Below are 21,916 nucleotides of genomic sequence, written 5' to 3' on the forward strand. Positions count from 1 at the left end.
AATTCCAGGGTTTCCCCGGGTTCGGGTGCGAGTCCCTCAGACTTCAATGCCCTGCTTGTCGCACAGCGCTTCGATGAGCAGCCGCGCCGCGGGCGAGAGCGGCGCACCCTGGCGCGTGACCAGCTCATAAGGCTCACTGCGGGAAGCGAGGCGCAGCGGCAGGATGCAGGCCATCTCCTGGCTGGCGAAGAACTGCGCAACGTCGATGGACACCAGCGCGACGAACGACGGATTGCCTTGCAGCAGCGCGAGCGTAGCGAACGCGGAGGTCGTTTCGAGCAGATGCATCGGAAAGCGCAGTTCGGCCTCGCGAAACTCGCGTTCGAGCAACAGCCGCATCGGCATGTTCGCCCGGTAGACCACCCAGCGATACTTCTCCATGTCCTTGAGCGTGAGCTTCTTCGCGCGGTGCAGCGGATGCCGCACGTTGGCGATCACGGCGAGCGTTTCGTCCTGAAGCTTGACGCTCTCATAGTGCTGAGGCGTCTGGCTGACCGTGGTGCGGCAGATGGCGAGATCGAGCCTGCCCGCATCGATCTGGCTCAGGAGCGCTGCGCTCGTGTCTTCGACGATCTCGACCGACATTTCCGGATGCGCTGCGATCAGCGTGGAAATCGCATCGGTCAGCAGCGGCACCGCGCCCATGATGACCCCAACCGCGACGCGTCCGCCGCGCCCGCGCGAGAGTCCGACCAGTTCCTCGCGCAAATGCGTGAGATCGGTGTGGATCAGGCGCGCGTAGCGGATCGCGCAGTGTCCGGCCTCGGTGGCTTCCAGACCTCGATTGGTGCGATTGAAGAGCGGGGTGCCAAACGTCGTTTCGATCTCCTGCAATGCCTTGCTGGCGCCGGGCTGCGTGAGTGCGACCTGTTGTGCGGCCTTCAGCAGCGAGCCGTGATCGCCCAGGGCGATCAAGAGCCGGAGCTGCTTCACATGGAGGCGGGAGATGATCGAATTGAGCGACGGGGTCATGGGGTTGAGGAAAAGTTATAGCTGTATCAAATCTTCTCAATTACCGCGTAGTGGGCGTCTCCCTATACTGGCCCAAAACAATAGCACTCTGCGGCTGAAATGTGGTAATCGAATTGCAGCTGCCAGCGATTGCAGCCACAACGGCCGAATTCACTATAACTGAAGCTCAATCCTATGGCCCTCATCAACTACGTCACGCAGATTCAGTTCGACTTTGGCGCCATTCGTCTGCTCAAGAACGAATGCGAACGCGTGGGCATCAGCCGGCCGTTGATCGTCACGGACAAGGGCGTACGCGCGGCTGGGATCATCGATAGCGTGCTTGGCGCGCTGGAAGGCGTTGCGCCTGCAACGATCTACGACGGCACCCCGCCCAATCCGAACGAAGCGGCGGTGCGCGAGGCCGTGGCGGCCTACCGTGCCGGCGAATGCGACGGCATCGTTGCCGTTGGCGGCGGTTCGGCAATCGATCTCGCCAAAGGCGTCGCCGTTTGCGCTACGCATGAAGGACCGCTGCAACGCTTCGCCGTGATCGAAGGCGGCGCGGCCAACATCACGGCAAAGACGGCCCCGGTGATCGCCGTGCCGACGACTGCGGGCACCGGCAGCGAAGTGGGGCGCGGCGCGATTCTGATTCTCGACGATGGCCGCAAGGTCGGCGTGATCTCGCCTTACGTCGTGCCGCGTGTGGCGATTTGCGACCCCGAACTCACGCTGGGCTTGCCGCCCGTTTTGACGGCGGCGACGGGCATGGATGCCATCGCACATTGCATGGAGACCTTCCTCGCGCCCGCCTTCAATCCTCCCGCGGACGGCATTGCGCTGGATGGATTGTGGCGCGCGTGGCGCCACATCGAGCGCGCGACGCGCGATGGCGGCGACCGCGTGGCGCGGCTGAACATGATGAGCGCGTCGATGCAGGGCGCGCTTGCGTTCCAGAAGGGTTTGGGTTGCGTGCACAGCCTGAGCCATTCGCTCGGCGGCATCAACCCGCGTTTGCATCATGGGACGCTGAACGCGATCTTTCTGCCGGCTGTCCTGCGGTTCAACGAAGAAGCGCCTTCGGTGCGCGAGGAAGGCAAGCTCAACCGTCTGGCGACGGCGATGGGGCTAGGCAGCGGCGCCGAAGTGGCGCCCGCCGTGCGCACGATGACCGAGCGCCTCGGCTTGCCGACGGGCCTCGCGCAGCTTGGCGTGAACGCTGAGATGTTCCCCGAGATCATCAAGGGTGCGCTCAAGGATCACAGCCACAAGACCAATCCGCGCGAGGCCTCCGAAGACGATTACCGCGCCATGCTCGCATCGTCGATGTAACACGGCGCGGCTACGGTCAAGCGCAAGCGCGCGCTTCGGTGAGCGTCTTGAGGCGATCGAGTCCCGCGCGATACAGCACCTCGTAATGCCCGGCAAGCGAAGCGGCCTGATGGGCATCGCGCGGCTCGAATTGGCTCGCCCATGTGACGGCCGTTCTGCCCGCATCGATTTGCCGGGCGGAAAGCGTCGCCACGTAGTTCGATACGGGATCGGGACCTTCGACGATCGCGTAGCGATAGAACGTTTGCGACGCACTGTGTTCGAGCAGTTCCTCGACGATGATCGCGCCGCCCATGGCTTCGAGGTGACGAATGCGGCCGCCGTCCGAAAGCCGCGACGAGCGCACGAATTCGAGCCACGCGGGCAGGCCGTTGAAATCGCCGAGCATCGCCCAGACCGACTCGAGGGGCGCTGCGATTTCGATGGATACACTAACGTTAGCCATAATTTCTTCCTTCGAATTTAGGAAATTGCCGCCGACGCTTCAAGCCCGCCTTAGTCCCACTGCGGGGCGAGGCCGGCGGGGCTCACTTCACGGCCGTTGCGTTCGAGCGCGGCGATCTGCGCCATGTCGTCGTCCGTCAGTTCCAGGGTCTGCGCGAGCAGGTTGCTGGCCAGGTTCTCGCGCTTCGTCGAAGAGGGAATCACGGAGTAGTTCAGGCGCAGCGCCCAGGCGAGTGCGACTTGAGCGGGCGTGGCATGGCGGCGTTCGGCAATCGCACGGATGACCGGATCGCCGAGCACCTTGCCATAGGCGAGCGTCATGTACGACGTCACGTGAATGCCTTCCTGCTTCAGGAAGTCAACGAGCTTGTGGCTCTGCAAATACGGGCTCAATTCGATCTGGTTGGTGGCGATGTTGCCTTTGCCGACCACCGCGATGGCCTGCTTCGTCAGTTCGATATTGAAATTGGAAATACCGATCTGTCTCGTGAGCCCTTGTGATTTCGCTTCGGCCAGTGCGCTCATGAATTCTTCGAGCGGCACGCCGTTGCTGGGCGCGGGCCAGTGAATCAGCGTGAGATCGACTTCGTCGGTGCGCAGCTTCTGCAGGCTTTCCTTCAAGCTCGGCACGAGCTTTTCTCGCGAGTAGTTATCGACCCAGATCTTGGTCGTGAGAAAGAGATCGTCGCGCGCAATGCCGGAAGCAGCGATCGCTTCGCCAACTTCGGCTTCGTTGCCGTAGATCTGCGCGGTGTCGATGGCGCGGTAGCCGACTTCGAGGCCGTTACGCACGGAATCGATGACAACCTGGCCTTGCAGGCGGAATGTACCGAGGCCGAATGCGGGAATCTTGCTCATGTTGCTCTCCACAGAAAAATGATTGGGTTACCTAATCGAAAATGATGATTTAACGCGAGCGCCGATTGATGACGATCTGGACGACGACGAGCGCAACGCCGCCAAGCGCGATGAGCGCCCCGACGATCGGCACCGCGCCGTAGCCGAGGCCGGCCGAGAGTGCCGCGCTGCCCGCGGCGGCGCCCAGCGCGTTGCCGAGATTGAACGCGCCGACATTGACGGACGAGGCGAGCCCCGGCGCTTCGTGAGCGGCGCGCATCACGCGCATTTGCAGCGGGGGGACCACCGCAAAGGTCGCGATGCCCCACACGAGCAGGGCAGCCGCCGCACCCACATGCGTCGCGGCCAGCGCCGGGAACGCGAGCATCACGACGATCAGCAGCGCGAGGAAACCCAGCAGCGTGCCGTCGAGCGAGCGGTCGGCGAGACGCCCGCCCAGCGCGTTGCCGATGGAAAAGCCCACACCGATCAGCACGAGCATGGCGGTCACGAAGCCAGGCGTCGCGCCCGTGAGATGCGTGAGCGTGGGCGTGACATAGGTGTAGAGCGTGAACATTGCGCCCGCGCCGAGCACCGTGGTCGCGAGCGCGCCCAGCACCACCGGGCGCGTGAGCACGCCGAGTTCGGCGCGCAGGTTGGGCATTTCGCCCGCCTCGCCTTTCGGCAGCGCGGCCCACAAGCCGGCGATGGCGAGCGCGCCGAGCCCGGCGGTCGCGGCGAACGACATGCGCCAGCCGATCGTCTCGCCGAGCCACGTGGCCGCGGGCACGCCGCCGATGTTCGCGATGGTGAGCCCCATGAACATCGTCGCGACGGCGCTCGCCTGGCGCTCGCGCGGCACGAAGCTCGCGGCGACCACCGAGCCGATGCCGAAGAACGCGCCGTGATTCAGGCTCGTGACGAGCCGCGCGAGCAGCAGCGTGGTGTAGTCGGGGGCGATGGCGGAAAGCAGGTTGCCGAGCGTGAAGATGCCCATCAGCGCCATGAGCGCGGTGCGCCGCGGCCAGCGGGCGAGGGCGAGCGTCATGAGCGGCGCGCCCAGCATCACGCCGATTGCGTAGGCACTGATCAGCATGCCGGCGCTGGGGATCGACACGTGCACGCCCTCGGCGATCACGGGCAGAAGGCCCATCGGCGAGAATTCGGTCGTGCCGATACCGAATGCGCCAACGGCGAGCGCAAGGAGCGGCAAGGCGGCGCCGCGCTTCGCCGGCGGGTTGGCGGGTTGCTGCTGGCGGGCCGGGCGGCCCGCGGCGGGTAGACTGAGGTCGCGTTCGAGCATGGCTTCGTGCCTGGTTGGGCATCGGTGAGTTGGGACCGCTGCATTGTGCGGGTTTTACTTTTGACTAAAAACTGGGCTATAAACCATAGTGTTTTGAATTCAAATCAAGAATGAAGATCACTCTGGACGAACTTCAGGCGTTTGCCACGGTGGTGGACAGCGGCTCCATCACGGCGGCGGCGCAACAGCTGGATCTCACGGTGTCCGCCACGAGCAGGACGCTCGCGCGGCTCGAAGAGAAGCTCAAAACCACGCTGTTGCGCAGAACCACGCGGCGGCTGGAGCTTACGGAGGAGGGCAAGGCCTTCCTGCACAACGCGCGGGCCATCATCGAGTCGGTGGAGGGCGCCGAGGAGCAGATGCTCGCGCGGCGCGAGATGCCGGCGGGGCGTTTGCGCGTGGATGCGGCGTCGCCCTTCATGCTCCACGTGGTCGTGCCGCTCGTGCAGGGCTATCGCGAGCGCTATCCGCAGGTGGAACTGGAACTGAACAGCAATGAGGGCATTATCGACTTGCTGGAGCGGCGCACCGATGTGGCGATCCGTATCGGCCGGCTGAAGGACTCCACGCTGCATAGCCGGTTGATCGGCAATAGCCGCATCCGCGTGCTCGCGAGCCCGCAGTATCTGGCGGCGCACGGCCGGCCTGCGCGCGTGGAGGATCTAGGCAAGCATGCGCTGCTCGGCTTCACTCAGCCCGAAGCGCTCAACGTTTGGCCGCTCACCGGCGGCGATGGCGAGCCTCTGCGCATCGAGCCCGATGTGTGGTCGTCGAGCGGCGAGACTTTGCGGCAACTCGCGCTTGCGGGCGTGGGCATCGTCTGTCTTTCGGATTTCATGACGGCGCAGGACCGCGCGAACGGCAGCCTCGTGCAGGTGCTGCCGCGTCAGACGCAGGATGTCCGGCAGCCCATTCACGCCGTGTACTACCGCAACACGGCGATTTCGGCGCGCATCGTGTCGTTCGTCGATTATCTGGTCGAGGCCGTGCGCGCCACAGAGTTTGGCGGCCCGGCGCCGCGCCGGGGCGCGTGAGTGGCGCCAGGCGTTATCGCGGCTTCAAAACCGTCGTCATATATTCCGTCGCGAATTCGATAAAGGCCTGCACGCGCAGCGGCAGCCGCCTTTGCACGGGAAAGACGATTTGCGCGGCGAGCGGTTTCGCGTGCCATTTCGGCAAGACGCGCACGAGGCGGCCCGAGATCAGATCCTCTTCGATCAGCCATTCCGGCAACACGGCCAGGCCCAGCCCCATGCGCGCGGCCTCGCGCATGCTCGTCACCCCTTCCGAAATCATCACGGGCTCGATCTGCAACGTATGCGTTGCCGCCCCCGAATACAGCGTGACATCTCTCGAACCGCCGAATTGCCGGCTTGAAAGTGCGATCCACGGTAAGGCCTGGAGACTTTCCGGCTTGCTGGCGAGCTTGTGATCCTTGAGGAAGGCAGGCGAGGCGACCGGATAGCGCCGGATCTCGCCCAGCGAGCGCGCAACGACACGATCGTCAGTGAGCGCGCCAGCGACGATACCCGCGTCGCAGCCTTCTTCGATCATGTGCAGCGGGCGGTTCGAATACGCCAGTTCCATTCTCACTGCCGGGTTCACCTGAATAAAGCTGCTGATCATCCGGCTCACCACGGACTGGCCAAAGTCGATCGTGGAGAACACGCGGATATTGCCGCTCAGCGCGCTCTGATCGCGCCGCATGCGCTGCCCGGCCTCCTCGGCGAGCGCGAGCAGCGCCTGTGCGTCGGCAAGGAACTGGTGGCCGACTTCCGTGAGGCTCATGCGGTGTGTGTCGCGCCGCAGCAGCGCCGCGCCGCATTGATCTTCGAGTGAGCGCAACTGGCGGCTCAGCGTGGGCTGGCTCAGATTCAGCTTGCGCGCCGCCGCGGAGATGCTGCCGCTCTCCACGATGGCAACGAAGGCCTGCAGCAGGCTCAGGTCGTTGAAGATGGTCATACGCGGGGAGCATAACCGATATTCTGGCTATGCGGCTACCGTCGAACGTTGCCTGGCGGGAAGATGCACCCATCGCATCACGTTGCATCAGCCACCCAACCGAAACGGAGAGTCACCATGAGCACGCAAGCCAACGCCAGCAAAGTCGCGATCGTTACCGGCGCTTCCCGCGGTATCGGCGCATCGATCGCCAGACGCCTCGCCGGCGAAGGCGTCGCAGTCATCGTCAACTACGCCGGCCGCGCGGCGGACGCGAATGCGGTCGTGGAGGAAATCAAGGCTGCAGGCGGTCGCGCCGCGGCGATTCAGGCAGACGTGGCCGTGCCCGCCCAGGTGGCCGCGATGTTCGACCAGGCCATTACGCTCTTTGGCGGCGTGGATATCGTGGTGAACAACGCGGGCATCATGCAGCCGGGCCTCGTCAATCTGGCCGATACCGACGACGCGCTGTTCGACCGGCTCGTCGCGATCAACCTCAAGGGCACCTTCAATACGCTGCGCATTGCCGCGAAGAAGCTGCGCGAGGGCGGCCGCATCGTCAACTTTTCGAGCAGCATCCAGGCGCTCGCGCTGCCGGGCTACTCGGTGTACGCCGCCACCAAGGCCGGCGTGGAAGCGATGACCAACATCTTCGCCAAGGAACTGCGCGGCCGCAATATCACCGTGAATGCGGTTGCCCCCGGACCTACCGCAACCGAACTGTTTCTCAAGGACAAGACGCCCGAGCAGATCGAGCGCCTCGCGAAGATGCCGCCGCTCGAGCGGCTTGGTCAGGCGGACGACATCGCCGAGGTGGTCTCGTTCCTCGTCGGCAGCGGCGCAGGCTGGATCGACGGTCAAACCATCCGCGTAAACGGCGGCATCGTTTGATGTCCTGATCACGCGTTCCACTACGAACAAGGAGCCCGTCATGAAGAAGATCATTGTCGTTACCGGCGCATCCAGCGGTTTTGGCCGCCTCGCCGCCGCAGCACTCGCCAACGCCGGCCATACCGTCTACGCGTCGATGCGCGCGACCGCCGGGCGCAACGCTCCGGTCGTCGCACAGATGGCCGAATTCTCACAGCACAACGGCGTGGCTCTGCGCACCGTCGAACTCGACGTGCAGTCGCAGGCGTCCGTGGATGCGGGCATCGCCCGCGTAATCGCCGAAAGCGGGCGTATCGATGTGATCGTCCACAACGCGGGCCACATGGCCTTCGGGCCGGCCGAAGCGTTCAGCCCGGAACAGTATGCGCACCTGTACGACATCAACGTGCTGGGCACGCAGCGGGTGAACCGCGCGGTGCTGCCGCACATGCGCGAGCGGCGGGAGGGTCTGGTGGTGTGGGTGTCGAGCAGCAGTTCCGCAGGCGGCACGCCGCCTTACCTCGCGCCGTATTTCGCGGCGAAGGCCGCCATGGACGCGATTGCCGTTCAGTACGCGCGCGAGCTTTCGCGCTGGGGCATCGAAACGTCGATCATCGTGCCGGGCGCGTTTACCTCGGGCACGAATCACTTTGCGCATGCGGGCAGCCCGGAAGACAAGGGCGTGGTCGCGGCTTATGAAGCCGGCCCCTATGCCGGGTTCGGCGAGCAGATCCAGAAGGCGTTCGCCGCCATCGTGCCGCCAGAAGCCGACGTGGGCCTCGTGGCCGAGGCCATCGTCGATGTGGTCGATGCTCCCTTCGGGAAGCGGCCGTTCCGGGTGCACATAGACCCGACCCAGGACGGTGCGGACGTCGGCTTTGCCGTACTGGACCGCGTGAGGGCGGAGATGCTGCATCGCGTGGGCATGTCCGACCTGCTCGCGCCGCGCCCGCATGGCGACGCGTGATGCGAGAAGCGGCGAGGCGCGCTTACTCGGCGATGCACTCCGGCGCCTCGAGTCCGCGCAATGCCGCTTCGAACTCCTCGACGGGAATCGGGCGGCAGAAGAGATAGCCCTGATACGCGTAACATCCGGCCGAGGCGAGGAAGGCACGCTGCTCCTCGGTCTCGACCCCTTCGGCGATCACGCCGAGACCCAGACTGTGCGCAAGCGCCACGATGGTGCGGGCGATCACGGCGTCGTTCGGGTCGACGAGAACATCGCGCACGAATGAGCGGTCGATCTTCAGTTGAGCGAGCGGCAGGCGCTTCAGATACGAAAGCGACGAATAGCCGATGCCGAAGTCGTCGAGCGCGAAGACGATGCCGTTCGCCTTCAGCGCCTCCATTTTCTCGATGATCTCTTGCACGTTGTTGACCAGCACGCTTTCCGTCAACTCGAGCTTCAGCCGGTCCGCTCTCGCGCCAGTCTGTTCGAGCGTGGCCAGCACGCTTTGCACGAAGTCCGGCTGGTGCAGCTGCTGCACGCTGACGTTGACCGCAATGGTCAGATGCTCGGTGTAGGGCTGCGTGGCCCAGCGCGCCAGCTGGGTGCAGGCCGCGCGCAGCACCCAGCTGCCCAGTTCGGCGATGAGCCCGGTTTCTTCGGCCATGGGAATGAAGTCGGCCGGATACACGAGCCCGCGCAGGGGATGACGCCAGCGCACCAGCGCCTCGACGCCGGTGACGCGGTCGCGGTCGATCTGCATCTGGTAGTGAAGCACGAATTCGTCGTTTTCGATGGCATCGCGCAGCGCCGCTTCGAGCGCGGCACGCTCCACCACGACCGTCTGCATGTCGGGGTCGAAGAGGCGCACTGCGTTGCGTCCGCGCTCCTTCGACTTGTACATGGCGAGGTCGGCCTGCTTCATGAGGTCGTCCGTCGATGCCTGGAAGCCCTTGAATACGGTTGCGCCAATACTCGCCGTGCTGCGGTAGTCGATGTCGTCGAGTCGATAAGGATTGCCGAGCACGGCGAGAATCCGCTCGCCCAGCGCCTCGGCCTGGCGGGCCGCTTCACAGGGAGTGGGGTTCAGATTCCCCACTACGACGACGAACTCGTCGCCGCCCACGCGCGCCACGGTGTCGCCCGCGGGTATGCTCGCCGCCAGGCGTTTCGCCACTTCCTGCAGCAGCAGGTCGCCCTTGTCGTGACCCAGCGTGTCGTTCAGTGTCTTGAAGTGATCGAGATCGATAAACAGCAGGGCGCCGCTCGTGCCGTTCCTCGCGCTGTCGGTCAGGGCGTCCTTCAGGTTGTCGAGCAGCAGCGTGCGATTGGGCAAGCCTGTGAGCGCGTCGTAGAAGGCCAGTTCCTTGATGCGCTGGTCGGCGATCTTGCGCTCGGTGATGTCGCGCCCGCTCGTACGGAAACCGATGAATTCGCCCCTGGAGTCGGTAATCGGCACCCACGATGCGGAGAGCCACATGAGCGAGCCATCCTTGCGCACGCAGCGAAACTCCAGGTTGTCGCCGCGTGAGCCCAGTTGCGCGCCGCGGAACTCGGGCGCGACGTAGGAGGCGTCGTCCGGATAGATCACGGTGCAGGCGAAATCGCTCATGGCCATGCACTCGTCGACGGTGTAGCCGATGTACTGCTCCACCGCCGAGTTGATCCAGCGCGGCTTGCCTTCCGGCGACCACCAGATTTCCCAGTTGACGGTGCAGTCTGCAATCGCGCGGAATTTTTCCTCGTTTTCGCGCAGTTCCTTCGTCATCGACGAGGCAAGCCGTATCGCGCGGCTGCGGCCCGTCATCATGAGGCGCGTGAGCAGCGCGAGCAACAGGCTCAGGCCCGTGCCGGTGATCGCGATGAGGGTTGCCGCGTCGCGGCCGAAACGGGCTTTGAAGCCGTCACGCGCCATCAGCTTGAGCATCCAGTCGTGTCCGCAGACGACGAGATATTCGGTCGCCGAAAGATCGCTGGGCAGGTGATGGGCGGGGGCGCCCGACGTTCTGTAGAGCAACGCCTCCGGCGACGATTCCACGCCGTCATAGATGGAGACCGAGAGGCCGGGCGGTTCCTCGCCGTAAAGGCTCGCAATGACGTCGTGCATGCGAAAGGACGCATAGACCCAGCCGACGAGCTGCGCCTGGCGTTCAGTGGCGTTTTCCGGCGCCTGGCCGCGTGCGTAGACCGGCATGTACATCACGAAGCCGGGATCGGCGCCGGGATCGGTGTCCACCGAGAGGCGCACCTTGCCGGAAATGGTCGCCATGCCGGTGTCGCGCGCCTGCTCCATGGCGCGTCGGCGCACCGGATCGATCCAGGCGTCGAAGCCGGGCGCGGCGCGATTGGCGCCGATATACGGCTCGCGCTGAATGATGGGGGCGTAATTCGCGCGCGGACCGGCGGGCTCGATCGCGTAGCCTGGCAAGCCGCGCTGCTGCATGGCCGTGATGTGCGCGGCCTTTTGCGTTTGCGGCACCCAGGCGATGATGCCGATGGCCTGGATGCCGGAAAAGTTGGCGTCGAGATTGAGTGAATTGACGTAAGCGCGGAACGCGTCGCGATCGACTTCTCCGCTGGCGGCAAACAGGCTCTGCACGCCGCGCAGCAACAGCTCGTATGTGCCCATGCGCTGCTCGATGCGGCTCACGACGTCGCCGAGCGAGAAGTCGAACTGCGTGAGCAATTCGTGGCGGGCCGCTTCCCGCTCGTGGTTCCAGAGCGCCCATGTCACGCTGAGCGCGGCGGCGAGAACCAGTAGCGGGAGCAGAACGAGGCGCGTCCGGGTCATGGCGGCGTCTAGAAGGGGACCATCGAGTCGGCGAGGTCAGGCTTGAAATACTTCGTGAATATGCGCCGCACCGTGCCGTCGGCGATCATTTCGTTGACGAGGGCGCGCCACTTGTCCCGCTCCTCGGCCGAAAGCGCCTTCTTCGACATGATGAGCCCATGCGGAATGGGGGGATCGTCGAACTCCACGATATTGGTCACGCTCCGAATCTTCGCTTCATCGATGGCCGGATAATCGAATGGCTCGATGATCATTCCCTGAATGCGGCCAAGGATCAGCGCCTGGTAAAGCGGCTCGAGGCCCCCGGCCTGACTCACGCGGTTTTCGGCCGAGAGCGAATCGACCAGCCGGTTGGCGGACTCGCTATAGCGGAAGCTACGGATCACGCCGAGCTGAAACTTGTCGTTGTGCTCGAAATCGGCCAGTTGATGAATGCCCGAATCCTTGCGAACCAGCAGATAGTACTTGTTGCTGAAGTACCAGGCAAAATCCGCGTATTGATTGCGTTCTTCGTTGGCAATGCCCGAAAGACTGAAATCGAGCGCGCCGGATTCGATCAGTTTCCAGATGCGCGCGCGCGACATCAGGCTCACGCGGATCTGGCAGCCGCTGCGCCGCGCCAGGGCATCGGCGAAGTCCTTGTCGATGCCTGTGTCCGTGTCGACGGAGTAGAGCAGCCCGTGATCGTGTAAGGCGAGCGTAAATGATCGCGAGCAGTCGGGTCCCGCGGCAACCGCGGTGCCAACGCAACCGAGCGCGAGCAGCAAGCCTCCAAGGCAGTTTCGAATCACAGCGTCTCCGTTGCTTGTCAATGGCCCGATGGCCGTGAATCGGGCGGAAAACAGTCTTCACGTCTTATCGGCAGCGTGCTGCAATTCTTGAGACAATTCCAATTGTTTTTTTTGCACGCTTTTTGTGCGGGCGCCAAGGTGTTGATGCAGAACGACTGCCCGTGCCCGCCAGACCGCAGAGGCAAAAAAAAGCGCCGGCGCAAGGCCGACGCAATTGTCAAAAATGGGATCGTGTAAGGAAGGCTCAGCCGGAAGGTGGCAGAAGGTGGCCTTCGAAACGGACGATTTAGCCGATTCGCATAACGCTCAGTTCTCTTCCACCGGGTCGCGGCTCAGCATGCTTTTCGGAATCGACAGAATGAGAACGCAGCTCACGAGCAGACACGCGCCCAGCGCATAGGTGCCGTTGTTGATGTCGCCGGTCAGGTCCTTCGCCACGCTGGTGATCATGGAACCCGTGAAGCCGGACAGATTGCCGACCGAGTTGATGAGCGCAATACCCGCTGCGGCTGCCGTGCCGGAGAGAATCTGCCCCGGGAACGTCCAGTAAATCGGCATGAGCCCGAGGATCGCACAGGTGGCGATAGTCAGGAATACGATTGAAACCGGCACGTTGTGCGCGAAGAGTGCGCTCAGAATCAGGCCGACGCCGCCAATACAGGCCGGAATGGCCGCATGCAGCCGGCGCTCGCCCGTCTTGCGCGAGTGCGACGCATTCCAGATCATGGCGACTACGGCGCTGAGATAGGGAATGGCGGTCAGCAAGCCGATATTGAACGTGCTTTTCACGCCGGAAGCCTTGATGATGGAAGGCAGCCAGAACGCCAGGCCATAGAAGCCGGTATTGAAGGTCAGCAGAATGAACGTCAACAGCCAGACGCGCGGGCTTTTCAGCGCCGCCACGGCGCTATGCGTTTTCTTCGCGCTTTCCTGTTCGAGATTCTTTTGCAGCACGGCTTTTTCGGCGGCGCTCAGCCATTTCGCCGACTGAATGCCGTCGCCCATGCGCAGCAGCACCACGAAGGCGACGAGAATCGACGGAATGCCTTCGAGCAACAGCATCCACTGCCAGCCGCCCAGGCCGAACAGTCCATGCGTGTTTTCCATGAGCCACCCCGAGATAATCCCGCCGAGCGTGAGGCTCACCGGAATGGCGATCAGGAACCCCGACATCGCGACGCTCTGGCGACGCGCCGGAAACCAGTAGTTCAGGTAAAGAATGATGCCGGGGAAAAAGCCCGCTTCGCAGACGCCGAGCAGAAACCGGAGGATGTAGAACATCGTCGAGGTTTGCACGTGGAAGAAGCTCGCGAGCGGTGCGATAAAGGCGAGCGACGAAGACACGATGCCCCACGTCACCATGATGCGCGCGATCCAGAAGCGCGCGCCATAGCGGTGAAGGAGCAGGTTGCTCGGCATCTCGAAGAGGAAGTATCCCCAGAAGAAGATGCTTGCGCCTATGGCATAGATGCTGTCGCTCAGGCCGAGCGAATCGAGCATCTGCAACTTGGCAAAGCCGACGTTCACGCGGTCGAGGTAGGCGACGACATAGCACAGAAGCAGAAGCGGCAAGATGCGCTTCAGTACCTTGCGGTACAGCAGTTCTTCGGCTTCGTTGACGGCGGCCGGCGAGTCCGCAATCTGGGTCAGGGTGGGCATGCGATGTGTCTCCTTTCACATATGCCTTTTAACGGTCCCACTGAAGGGGAGGCGATTCCACGAACTGCGTGGTGTGCTTGCTGGATCTCTGCGCTGGCTGTGAACAGCGCACTGTTTTGTTATCGGTAACACAGCGGGCGCTAAATTAGCATGAGACGAGGCGCCACGGCAAGTCGGACGCCGGTGCCGAGGTCGGGAAAACGCGTGGTCTCACCTGGTGCACAGGGAGAGCGCAAAGTGCTAATATCCAGAAATGTTACCGATAACAAATGGCGTGAACCTGCGCGCCGCATCGTCGAGACAAGGAATAACGGAGTGAGTGATATGACCCAGCCCAACGTACGGCGCCTGCGCAGCCAGGAATGGTTCGACGACCCGGCCCATGCGGACATGACCGCGCTTTATGTCGAGCGCTTCATGAACTACGGTCTGACCCGGGAAGAGCTGCAATCGGGCCGCCCCATCATCGGCATTGCACAAACGGGGAGCGATCTCGCCCCCTGCAATCGTCACCATATCGAGCTTGCGGCTCGCACGAAGGCGGGCATTCGGGACGCGGGCGGCATCCCGATGGAATTCCCGGTCCATCCGCTTGCCGAGCAGAGCCGCCGGCCCACGGCGGCGCTCGACCGCAACCTGGCCTATCTGGGTCTGGTCGAAATTCTTCACGGTTTCCCGCTCGATGGCGTCGTGCTGACCACGGGCTGCGACAAGACCACGCCTGCTTGCCTGATGGCCGCAGCAACGGTCGATATGCCCGCCATCGTGCTGTCGGGCGGCCCGATGCTCGACGGCTGGCATAACGGCCAGCGTGTCGGGTCGGGCACGGTCATCTGGCATGCGCGCAATCTGCTGGCGGCAGGCGAGATCGACTACGAGGGTTTCATGGAGCTCACCACGGCTTCGTCGCCCTCCATCGGCCACTGCAACACGATGGGCACGGCGCTGTCGATGAACAGCCTCGCCGAAGCGCTGGGCATGTCGCTGCCCGGCTGCGCCAGCATTCCGGCGGCTTACCGCGAGCGCGGCCAGATGGCGTACGCAACGGGCAAGCGCATCGTCGACCTCGTGCGCTATGACATGCGTCCTTCGCGCATCATGACGAAAGAGGCGTTCGAGAATGCCATCGTCGTGGCCTCCGCGCTGGGTGCGTCCACCAATTGTCCGCCGCACCTCATTGCGATCGCGCGGCACATGGGCATCGAGCTGAGCCTCGAAGACTGGCAACGCGTGGGCGAACAGGTGCCGCTCATCGTGAACTGCATGCCGGCTGGCGAATATCTGGGCGAGAGCTTCCACCGCGCGGGCGGCGTTCCGGGCGTGCTGCGCGAACTCGATCGCGCGGGGCTCGTGCACCGCGAATGCCTCACGGTATCGGGCCGCACCATTGGCGCCATTGCCGACGGCGCGCCCGAGCCCGATCGCGAAGTAATCAGGACAACCGATGACCCGCTGAAGCATGGCGCAGGCTTCATGGTGCTTTCGGGCAACTTCTTCGACAGGGCGATCATGAAGATGTCGGTGGTCGGCGACGCCTTCCGGCAAACCTATTTGAGCGAGCCGGGCGCGGAAAATACCTTCGAAGCGCGCGCGATCGTGTTCGACGGTCCCGAGGACTACCACGCGCGCATCAACGATCCGTCGCTCGAAATCGACCAGCACTGCATTCTCGTGATTCGCGGCACCGGCACGGTGGGCTATCCGGGCAGCGCCGAAGTGGTGAACATGGCGCCGCCTGCGGAACTGGTGCGTCAGGGCATCACGTCGCTGCCCACGCTGGGCGATGGCCGCCAGAGCGGTACGTCGGCGAGCCCGTCGATCCTGAACATGTCGCCCGAGGCGGCGGTGGGCGGCGGCCTCGCGCTGCTGCAAACGGGCGACCGCATTCGCGTGGACCTGAATGCGCGCAGCGTGAACGTGCTGGTCGACGAAGCCGAGCTGGCGCGCCGCCGCGAAACGGCGCACTTCGAAGTGCCGCCTGCACAGACGCCGTGGCAGGAGCTTTACCGCAAGACGGTGGGGCAACTATCCACGGGCGGGTGCCTCGAACCGGCCACGCTCTATCTGAAAGTCATCGCCGAGCGCGGCAACCCGCGCCATTCGCACTAACCACGGACCATTGGACGCACCATGACCTCGAACACCCCCTCAAACTGGCTTCCCGGCGATGTCGGGCAGGCGCTGCTCGTCGGCCGCGTGTGGCGCAAGGCAGGCGAGCATGAAGGCCCCTCCGTCGTGCTCGTGCGCAACGGGGAAGTCATCGATATCACGGCCAGCGCGCCGACTACCGCGGATCTGTTCGACCGCGAGGACCTCGCGCATTTTGCACGCACGGTGAGCGGCGAATCGCTCGGCCCGGTGGAAAAACTGATCGAAGCGAATCTGCCCGGCAGCGTGGAGCCCGCGCTGCGTCTGCTCGCGCCCAATGACGTGCAAGCCATCAAGGCCTGCGGCGTGACGTTCGCGGTGAGCCTGATCGAGCGCGTGATCGAAGAGCAGGCGGGCGGCGATCCTGCGAAAGCGCAGGAAGTGCGCGAAACCATCGCGGCCACGATCGGCACCGATCTCTCGAAGATCAAGCCGGGCTCGGAAGAAGCGATGAAGCTCAAGGCGGAACTCGAGCGGCGCGGCGCGTGGTCCCAGTACATGGAAGTGGGTATCGGGCCCGACGCGGAAGTGTTTTCGAAGTCGCAGCCCATGTCGGCGGTGGGCTTTGGCGCGGATGTCGGCCTGCTGGCCGCTTCGGTCTGGAACAACCCCGAGCCGGAAATCGTGCTGGCCGTGAACAGCCGCGGCGAGATCGTCGGCGCGACGCTCGGCAACGACGTCAATCTGCGTGACATCGAAGGCCGTTCGGCGCTGCTGCTCGGCAAGTGCAAGGACAACAACGCCTCGTGCGCGATCGGCCCGTTCGTGCGTCTGTTCGACGCGTCGTTCAGCCTCGACACGGTGCGCAAGACGAGCGTCGCGCTGCGCGTGGAGGGCACGGACGATGACTTTGTCCTGGAAGGCGTCAGCCATATGAGCGAAATCAGCCGCGACCCGGCTGACCTCGTGGCGCAGACGTGGGGCCCGCATCACCAGTATCCCGATGGCTTCATGCTCTTTCTCGGCACCATGTTCTCGCCGATCAAGGACCGCGACACACAAGGCGGCGGCTTTACGCACCACCTCGGCGACAAGGTCACCATCTCCGCGCCGGAACTCGGCGCGCTGATCAACACCGTGCAATTGAGCACGGCACTCGCGCCGTGGACCTTCGGCGTGCGCGCGCTCTATCGCAATCTGGCTTCGCGCGGATTGCTGTGAGCCACTGAATCAGGAAACGCGACATGAACCAGTTCGACAATTACATCGGCGGCCAGTGGGTGCGCGGCGCCACGGCATCCACCAACGTCAACCCCTCCAATCTCGACGACGCGATCGGCGAGTTCGCGCAGGCGGACGACGCGCAGACGCGCGACGCCATCGCCGCCGCGCGCAAGGCCTTTGCGCAGTGGTCGCTCTCCACGCCGCAGCAACGCTTCGATTTGCTCGACCAGGTGGGCAGCGTCATTCTCGCGCGCAAGGCCGAGCTGGGCCGCCTGCTCGCCCGCGAAGAGGGCAAGACGCTGCCCGAGGCCATCGGCGAGGTGGGCCGCGCCGCGCAGATCTTCAAGTTTTTCGCAGGTGAGGCGCTGCGCCTTGGCGGCGAAATCGTGCCTTCGGTGCGACCGGGCATGACCGTCGAGGTGACGCGCGAGCCGATCGGCGTGATCGGCCTCATTACGCCCTGGAATTTTCCGATCGCCATTCCCGCCTGGAAGATCGCGCCCGCGCTGGCCTATGGCAATACGGTCGTCATCAAGCCCGCCGACCTCGTGCCGGGCAGCACGTGGGAACTCGTGAAGATCATTGCGGAAGCGGGCGCGCCGGCCGGCGTCATCAATCTCGTGATGGGGCGCGGTTCGGTGGTGGGCGACGCGATCGTCAGCTCGCCCGATGTCGATGCCGTGAGTTTCACGGGCTCGGTGCCGACGGGCCGCGCGATTGGCGCGAAGTGCTTCGCAACGGGCAAGAAGTTCCAGCTGGAAATGGGCGGCAAGAATCCCATGGTCGTGCTCGACGACGCCAATCTCGACGTCGCCGTGGAAGCCTGTATCAACGGCGCATTCTTCTCGACGGGGCAGCGTTGCACGGCGTCGAGCCGCCTCATCGTGACCGAAGGCATTCACGACCGCTTTATCGAAGCGATGAAGACCCGCATGAAAACGCTGAAGACGGGCGACGCGCTCGCGGACGGCACGCATATCGGGCCCGTGGTGGACGACAAGCAGCTTCAGCAGGACGAACGCTACATTGCGATCGCGCGTGAAGAGGGCGGCGAGGTGTACGGCGGCGAGCGCGTGGAAGGCGCCACGCGCGGCTATTTCCTTGCCCCCGCGCTGATCACCGGCACGACTGCGCAAATGCGCATCAACCGCGAAGAAGTGTTCGGCCCCGTCGCCTCGGTGATCAAGGTGAAGGACTATCACGAGGCGCTAGCCGTGGCGAACGACACGGAGTTCGGTTTGTCGGCTGGCATCTGCACGACCTCGCTCAGCTATGCCAACCATTTCCGCCGCCATGTGCAGGCCGGCATGGTGATGGTGAACACCGCAACGGCGGGCGTGGACTATCACGTACCGTTCGGCGGACGCAAGGGGTCGAGCTACGGCCCGCGCGAGCAAGGCAGCTACGCTCGCGAGTTCTACACCACGGTCAAGACGGCGTACGTCAATCCGGGCGCAGTGTGAAGCCGCGCGGGCGGCGAACTGAAGACGCCGCCCGCGCCGGTTTTCAGATCATGCCGTGCACCACGGAGTGGGCGAGCCGCAACAGGTCGTCGAACTGCGTGACCAGTTCGAAACACACGAGAAATGTGAATGCGGCGGCCGCCCCGGGAAAGCGCACCATCAGGCGCAGAGCGGGTTCGGCGGTCCGCTTCCTGACGGCATCGCGCGTCATCAGCCAGGTAATCACCACGCCGATTATGGCGCCCGCGATCAAGTCCGTGGGGTAGTGGTAGCCCAGATACGCACGCGGCAAGCAGATGATTAGTACCACATATAACATCACCAGCGCGCCGACCACACGCCATACCAGGAAGATCCCCATCGCAATCGACACCCACAGCATGGCGTGATCGCTCGGAAACGAACTGAAGTCGGTCAGCCCGGCCGCCCGCAGCGACGACGAGGCGAAATGCAGATGCAGATCGGGATTGAAGAGCGGCCGCTGCCGGAACGGCAGGAAGCGCGCGAGGAGGCGTCCCGCTGCGAGCGCGATCAGGCCGCTGGCCACCGTGGCGATCATCATCTCGCGCCGCCACTCGCGCCGTTCGTTCGGCTGGAACCAGATCCACCAGATGAGCGGGATGAGGAAATAGCCCTTGAATGTATAAAGTCCCACCATCACCCGGATCGCATGATTGAGCAGTGGCGGCAGATCGACTTGTGTGAGGGCTCCCAGAATGACGGTATCGAAGCTGTTCATTTATTGTGGGCCATTCCGCTGACTTTATTTACGAATGAGCAAGGCGACCGGAAACGGAGGTCTCCGGCCGCCTTGGGGCCCGATGTTCCAGGCGCTTGCAATCGTAAGTTTCAACTCAGCGCGCATAGGTAAAGAATCGAAAGCAAGTGTAAATCGCACTTGCTCCCGCCCTCACTGCGCTGCAGCGGCAGGCATCGTCCCTTGCGGTGCGCATGCTCGTCTGCTGTTACGCCCCGTCACACATCGTTTCGTTTCCAAACGAACTGAGTGCACGAAGGTGCCCGTTTTCGGGCATGACCCCACATCATTTCGGGCGATTTGCCCGGTTCTATCGCTACAGTTTCATCGCCTAGTCGGGCAGCAGGGAGCCGCTGCGCAGCGGCGTGGCGCCTGCCACCCACGCCACCTCCATTCCCGCCGTGGCGAAGCGCGTGCGTTGCCGCGCGTACAGCATGCCGGTCACGGAGCTCGTGATCGTGACGACGCGATCGGTCAGCGGATCGACCACATCGGCAATCGGCTGACCAGGTTCCACTCTCACGCCAACCGGCGTGCGGAACACGAGCACGCCGGAAGCCGGCGCGATGAGCGCTTCGGCGCCCGCGAACGGCGTGGCGGCGTATTCGAGAGGAGGCAGCGGAGCGGGCGTGCCTTCGATTACGCCGCGATGCGTGAGGTAGTCGATGATGGCGTTCGCGTCGCGTTCGGCAAACTCGTAGCTCACATCTGCCTGGCCGCGCAACTCGATCGTCACGGAAACCGCGCCGTTGGGAATCGGAAAGCGCTCGCCGTAGCGCTCGCGCAGCGCGGACCAGCAAAAGCTGTGAATCTCGTCGAAGGGATTGCCGTCCGAATTGAGCGCGAAGAGCGACGCTTTCGCTTCGAGATAGCGTGCGAGCGGCTCGACATCGGCCCACAGGTCGGGGTTCGTGTAGAGGTGCAGCGCGCCTTCGAAGTCGCAATGCAGGTCGAGCACGACATCGGCGTCGTACGACAGGCGCTGAAGGGCAAGACGCTGCGAGCCGAGTTCGGTGGTGGGCGTCTGTTCGTCGAGCGCCTCTCGCATCGCCGCGCGCACAACGGCCACGTTCTGCTGGGCGTCGCCGCTCAGTCGAGCGCCGACACGCGGGAGCACGAGTTCGGCGAGATCGTGGAAGTGGCGGTTGAAGTTGGCCGCGGTGCCGCTTTCGAAACGGCCGAGCAACTGACCGAGCAGGCGCTGATTGAGGCCGATGGGATTGGGCACGGGCACGACGACGACCTCGCCGCGCAGCTTGCCTGCGGCCTCGAGCGCGGCAAGGCGTTGGCGCAGCGCCCAGGCGACCAGCATGCCCGGCAGTTCGTCGGCATGCAGCGACGACTGGATGTAGATCTTCTGCGCGCCGGTGGGGCCGTAGTGGAAGCTCGTGAGGTGCCGCGCGGTGCCGAGCGCCGGCGAAATGAGCGGATGGGTTTGAATTTGCATGATGGCGTGAGGACGGGGAGAGTTTCGGGCAGCGGAAAGGGCAAAAGGCGCGGGAGTGTCCCGCGCCTTCGTCGCTAATAGTGTGCTCCGGTCAGGTTCAGGAGCCGTACACGTCGAATGCGAAGTAGCGCGATTCGATCTTCTTGTACGTGCCGTCCTTGAGCATGTCCGCGAGTGCCTTGTCGATCTTCACCTTCAGGTCGGTGTCGTCCTTGCGCAAGCCGATGGCGGCGCCGTTGCCGAGGATGCCGCTGGGATCGCTCAGTTCGCCGTTCGTGAACGCGAAGCCTGCGCCACGCGGGGTCTTCAGGAAGCTCAGGTCGGCCTGCACGGCGTCTTGCAGCGCGGCGTCGAGACGGCCCGAAAGCAGGTCCGCATAGACCTGGTCCTGATCCTGGTAAGGCACGATCTTCACACCGTTCGGCGCCCAATTGGCCTTTGCGTAGGCTTCCTGGGTCGTTCCCTGCTCGACGCCGACCGTCTTGCCCTTCAACGAATCTGCCGTGGGCTGGAGGCTCGAACCCTTCTTCGCGACGAGACGGCTAGGCGTGTGGAAGACCTTTGACGAGAATGCGATTTGCGCTTCGCGCTGCGGCGTCATCGACATCGAGGAGAGCACGGCGTCGAACTTCTTCGCCTTGAGCGCCGGAATCATGCCGTCGAATTCGCTTTCCACCCAAACGCACTTCGCGTTGATGCGCTTGCAGATTTCGTTGCCGACGTCGATGTCGAAGCCGACCAGCTTGCCGTCCGTGCTCTTCGATTCGAACGGGGGATAACTTGCGTCCACGCCAAAACGGACCGTGGTCCAATCCTTCGCGCAGACCGAGGTGGCGACGGCGAGCATCGCAATGCACAGGGCAAACTTCTTCATTGACGTGGAGTCTCCAGTATGTCTTTCGACGCCGCCGTGACGGATGGCGGCATGGTCAACAGCGGGCTGTCACGTCAGCCGTGTTGTATAGACAAAATAACGGCTCTCACATACTGAGACAACTAGGGTTTTTGCTGGCGGAAGGTGTAAACGCGCTGTCACGTGCGCGTTGCACGCGCGAAGGAAGGGCGGGAG

At 63.9% G+C, this 21,916-nt stretch carries 18 protein-coding genes; 7 read left to right on the forward strand and 11 right to left on the reverse strand.

Features of this window, described 5'->3' with window-relative positions; translation table 11 throughout:
- Window positions 1-36 precede the first annotated feature (36 nt).
- Complete coding sequence (locus E1N52_RS06220) at window positions 37-972, reverse strand: LysR family transcriptional regulator (protein WP_133181147.1); 936 nt, start codon at window positions 970-972, stop codon at window positions 37-39.
- 174 nt (window positions 973-1,146) lie between these two features.
- Here E1N52_RS06220 and E1N52_RS06225 point away from each other — a divergent pair, with 174 nt between their 5' ends.
- Window positions 1,147-2,286, forward strand: a complete 1,140-nt coding sequence (locus tag E1N52_RS06225) for an iron-containing alcohol dehydrogenase (RefSeq protein WP_133181148.1) — start codon at window positions 1,147-1,149, stop codon at window positions 2,284-2,286.
- Between the two features lie 16 nt (window positions 2,287-2,302).
- On the opposite strand, the gene E1N52_RS06230 is transcribed toward E1N52_RS06225, so the two are convergent.
- From E1N52_RS06230 to E1N52_RS06240, 3 genes are read right to left on the reverse strand one after another with little or no spacing between them, the layout of a single operon-like run.
- Window positions 2,303-2,731 carry an SRPBCC family protein gene (locus E1N52_RS06230; RefSeq protein WP_133181149.1) on the reverse strand — a complete coding sequence of 143 codons (429 nt, stop codon included), beginning with the start codon at window positions 2,729-2,731 and terminating at the stop codon, window positions 2,303-2,305.
- Between the two features lie 50 nt (window positions 2,732-2,781).
- On the reverse strand, window positions 2,782-3,588 hold the full coding sequence (gene dkgB, locus E1N52_RS06235; protein WP_133181150.1) for a 2,5-didehydrogluconate reductase DkgB: 807 nt from the start codon (window positions 3,586-3,588) through the stop codon (window positions 2,782-2,784).
- 49 nt (window positions 3,589-3,637) lie between these two features.
- On the reverse strand, window positions 3,638-4,870 hold the full coding sequence (locus E1N52_RS06240) for an MFS transporter (RefSeq protein ID WP_133181151.1): 1,233 nt from the start codon (window positions 4,868-4,870) through the stop codon (window positions 3,638-3,640).
- Between the two features lie 110 nt (window positions 4,871-4,980).
- On the opposite strand from E1N52_RS06240, the gene E1N52_RS06245 reads away from it, so the two are divergent.
- Window positions 4,981-5,904: a LysR family transcriptional regulator gene (locus E1N52_RS06245; protein WP_133181153.1), complete on the forward strand. Its 924-nt coding sequence runs from the start codon at window positions 4,981-4,983 to the stop codon at window positions 5,902-5,904.
- Window positions 5,905-5,917: 13 nt separating this feature from the next.
- On the opposite strand, the gene E1N52_RS06250 is transcribed toward E1N52_RS06245, so the two are convergent.
- Complete coding sequence (locus E1N52_RS06250; protein WP_133181155.1) at window positions 5,918-6,832, reverse strand: LysR family transcriptional regulator; 915 nt, start codon at window positions 6,830-6,832, stop codon at window positions 5,918-5,920.
- A gap of 117 nt (window positions 6,833-6,949) precedes the next feature.
- On the opposite strand from E1N52_RS06250, the gene E1N52_RS06255 reads away from it, so the two are divergent.
- A complete protein-coding gene (locus E1N52_RS06255; RefSeq protein WP_133181157.1) occupies window positions 6,950-7,702 on the forward strand; it encodes an SDR family oxidoreductase in 753 nt (250 codons plus the stop codon).
- Between the two features lie 40 nt (window positions 7,703-7,742).
- The gene (locus tag E1N52_RS06260) at window positions 7,743-8,648 is read left to right on the forward strand and encodes an SDR family NAD(P)-dependent oxidoreductase (RefSeq protein WP_133181159.1); all 906 of its coding nucleotides are present in this window, start codon (window positions 7,743-7,745) and stop codon (window positions 8,646-8,648) included.
- A gap of 22 nt (window positions 8,649-8,670) precedes the next feature.
- Here the strand turns inward: E1N52_RS06260 and E1N52_RS06265 are convergent, their stop codons facing one another.
- From E1N52_RS06265 to E1N52_RS06275, 3 genes are all read right to left on the reverse strand, one after another.
- Window positions 8,671-11,418 carry a bifunctional diguanylate cyclase/phosphodiesterase gene (locus tag E1N52_RS06265; protein ID WP_133181161.1) on the reverse strand — a complete coding sequence of 916 codons (2,748 nt, stop codon included), beginning with the start codon at window positions 11,416-11,418 and terminating at the stop codon, window positions 8,671-8,673.
- Between the two features lie 8 nt (window positions 11,419-11,426).
- Window positions 11,427-12,209 (reverse strand): substrate-binding periplasmic protein, encoded by a 783-nt coding sequence (locus E1N52_RS06270; RefSeq protein ID WP_133181162.1) that lies wholly within the window; start codon window positions 12,207-12,209, stop codon window positions 11,427-11,429.
- Window positions 12,210-12,515: 306 nt separating this feature from the next.
- Window positions 12,516-13,868: an MFS transporter gene (locus E1N52_RS06275; protein WP_133181164.1), complete on the reverse strand. Its 1,353-nt coding sequence runs from the start codon at window positions 13,866-13,868 to the stop codon at window positions 12,516-12,518.
- A gap of 324 nt (window positions 13,869-14,192) precedes the next feature.
- On the opposite strand from E1N52_RS06275, the gene E1N52_RS06280 reads away from it, so the two are divergent.
- From E1N52_RS06280 to E1N52_RS06290, 3 genes are read left to right on the forward strand one after another with little or no spacing between them, the layout of a single operon-like run.
- Window positions 14,193-15,977: an IlvD/Edd family dehydratase gene (locus E1N52_RS06280; RefSeq protein WP_133181166.1), complete on the forward strand. Its 1,785-nt coding sequence runs from the start codon at window positions 14,193-14,195 to the stop codon at window positions 15,975-15,977.
- A 21-nt stretch (window positions 15,978-15,998) separates the two neighbouring features.
- The gene (locus tag E1N52_RS06285; RefSeq protein WP_133181168.1) at window positions 15,999-17,177 is read left to right on the forward strand and encodes a fumarylacetoacetate hydrolase family protein; all 1,179 of its coding nucleotides are present in this window, start codon (window positions 15,999-16,001) and stop codon (window positions 17,175-17,177) included.
- 23 nt (window positions 17,178-17,200) lie between these two features.
- Entirely contained in the window at window positions 17,201-18,643 is a 1,443-nt protein-coding gene (locus tag E1N52_RS06290; RefSeq protein WP_133181170.1) for an aldehyde dehydrogenase family protein, read from the forward strand.
- A 43-nt stretch (window positions 18,644-18,686) separates the two neighbouring features.
- Here the strand turns inward: E1N52_RS06290 and E1N52_RS06295 are convergent, their stop codons facing one another.
- The 3 genes from E1N52_RS06295 to E1N52_RS06305 form a co-directional block, all read right to left on the reverse strand.
- Window positions 18,687-19,382 (reverse strand): phosphatase PAP2 family protein, encoded by a 696-nt coding sequence (locus tag E1N52_RS06295; protein WP_133181172.1) that lies wholly within the window; start codon window positions 19,380-19,382, stop codon window positions 18,687-18,689.
- A gap of 349 nt (window positions 19,383-19,731) precedes the next feature.
- Complete coding sequence (locus tag E1N52_RS06300) at window positions 19,732-20,847, reverse strand: succinylglutamate desuccinylase/aspartoacylase family protein (protein WP_133181174.1); 1,116 nt, start codon at window positions 20,845-20,847, stop codon at window positions 19,732-19,734.
- A 97-nt stretch (window positions 20,848-20,944) separates the two neighbouring features.
- On the reverse strand, window positions 20,945-21,721 hold the full coding sequence (locus E1N52_RS06305; RefSeq protein WP_133181176.1) for an ABC transporter substrate-binding protein: 777 nt from the start codon (window positions 21,719-21,721) through the stop codon (window positions 20,945-20,947).
- Window positions 21,722-21,916 lie beyond the last annotated feature (195 nt).

Origin of the sequence: Paraburkholderia guartelaensis (assembly GCF_004353905.1) — a bacterium.
Lineage (GTDB): Bacteria > Pseudomonadota > Gammaproteobacteria > Burkholderiales > Burkholderiaceae > Paraburkholderia > Paraburkholderia guartelaensis.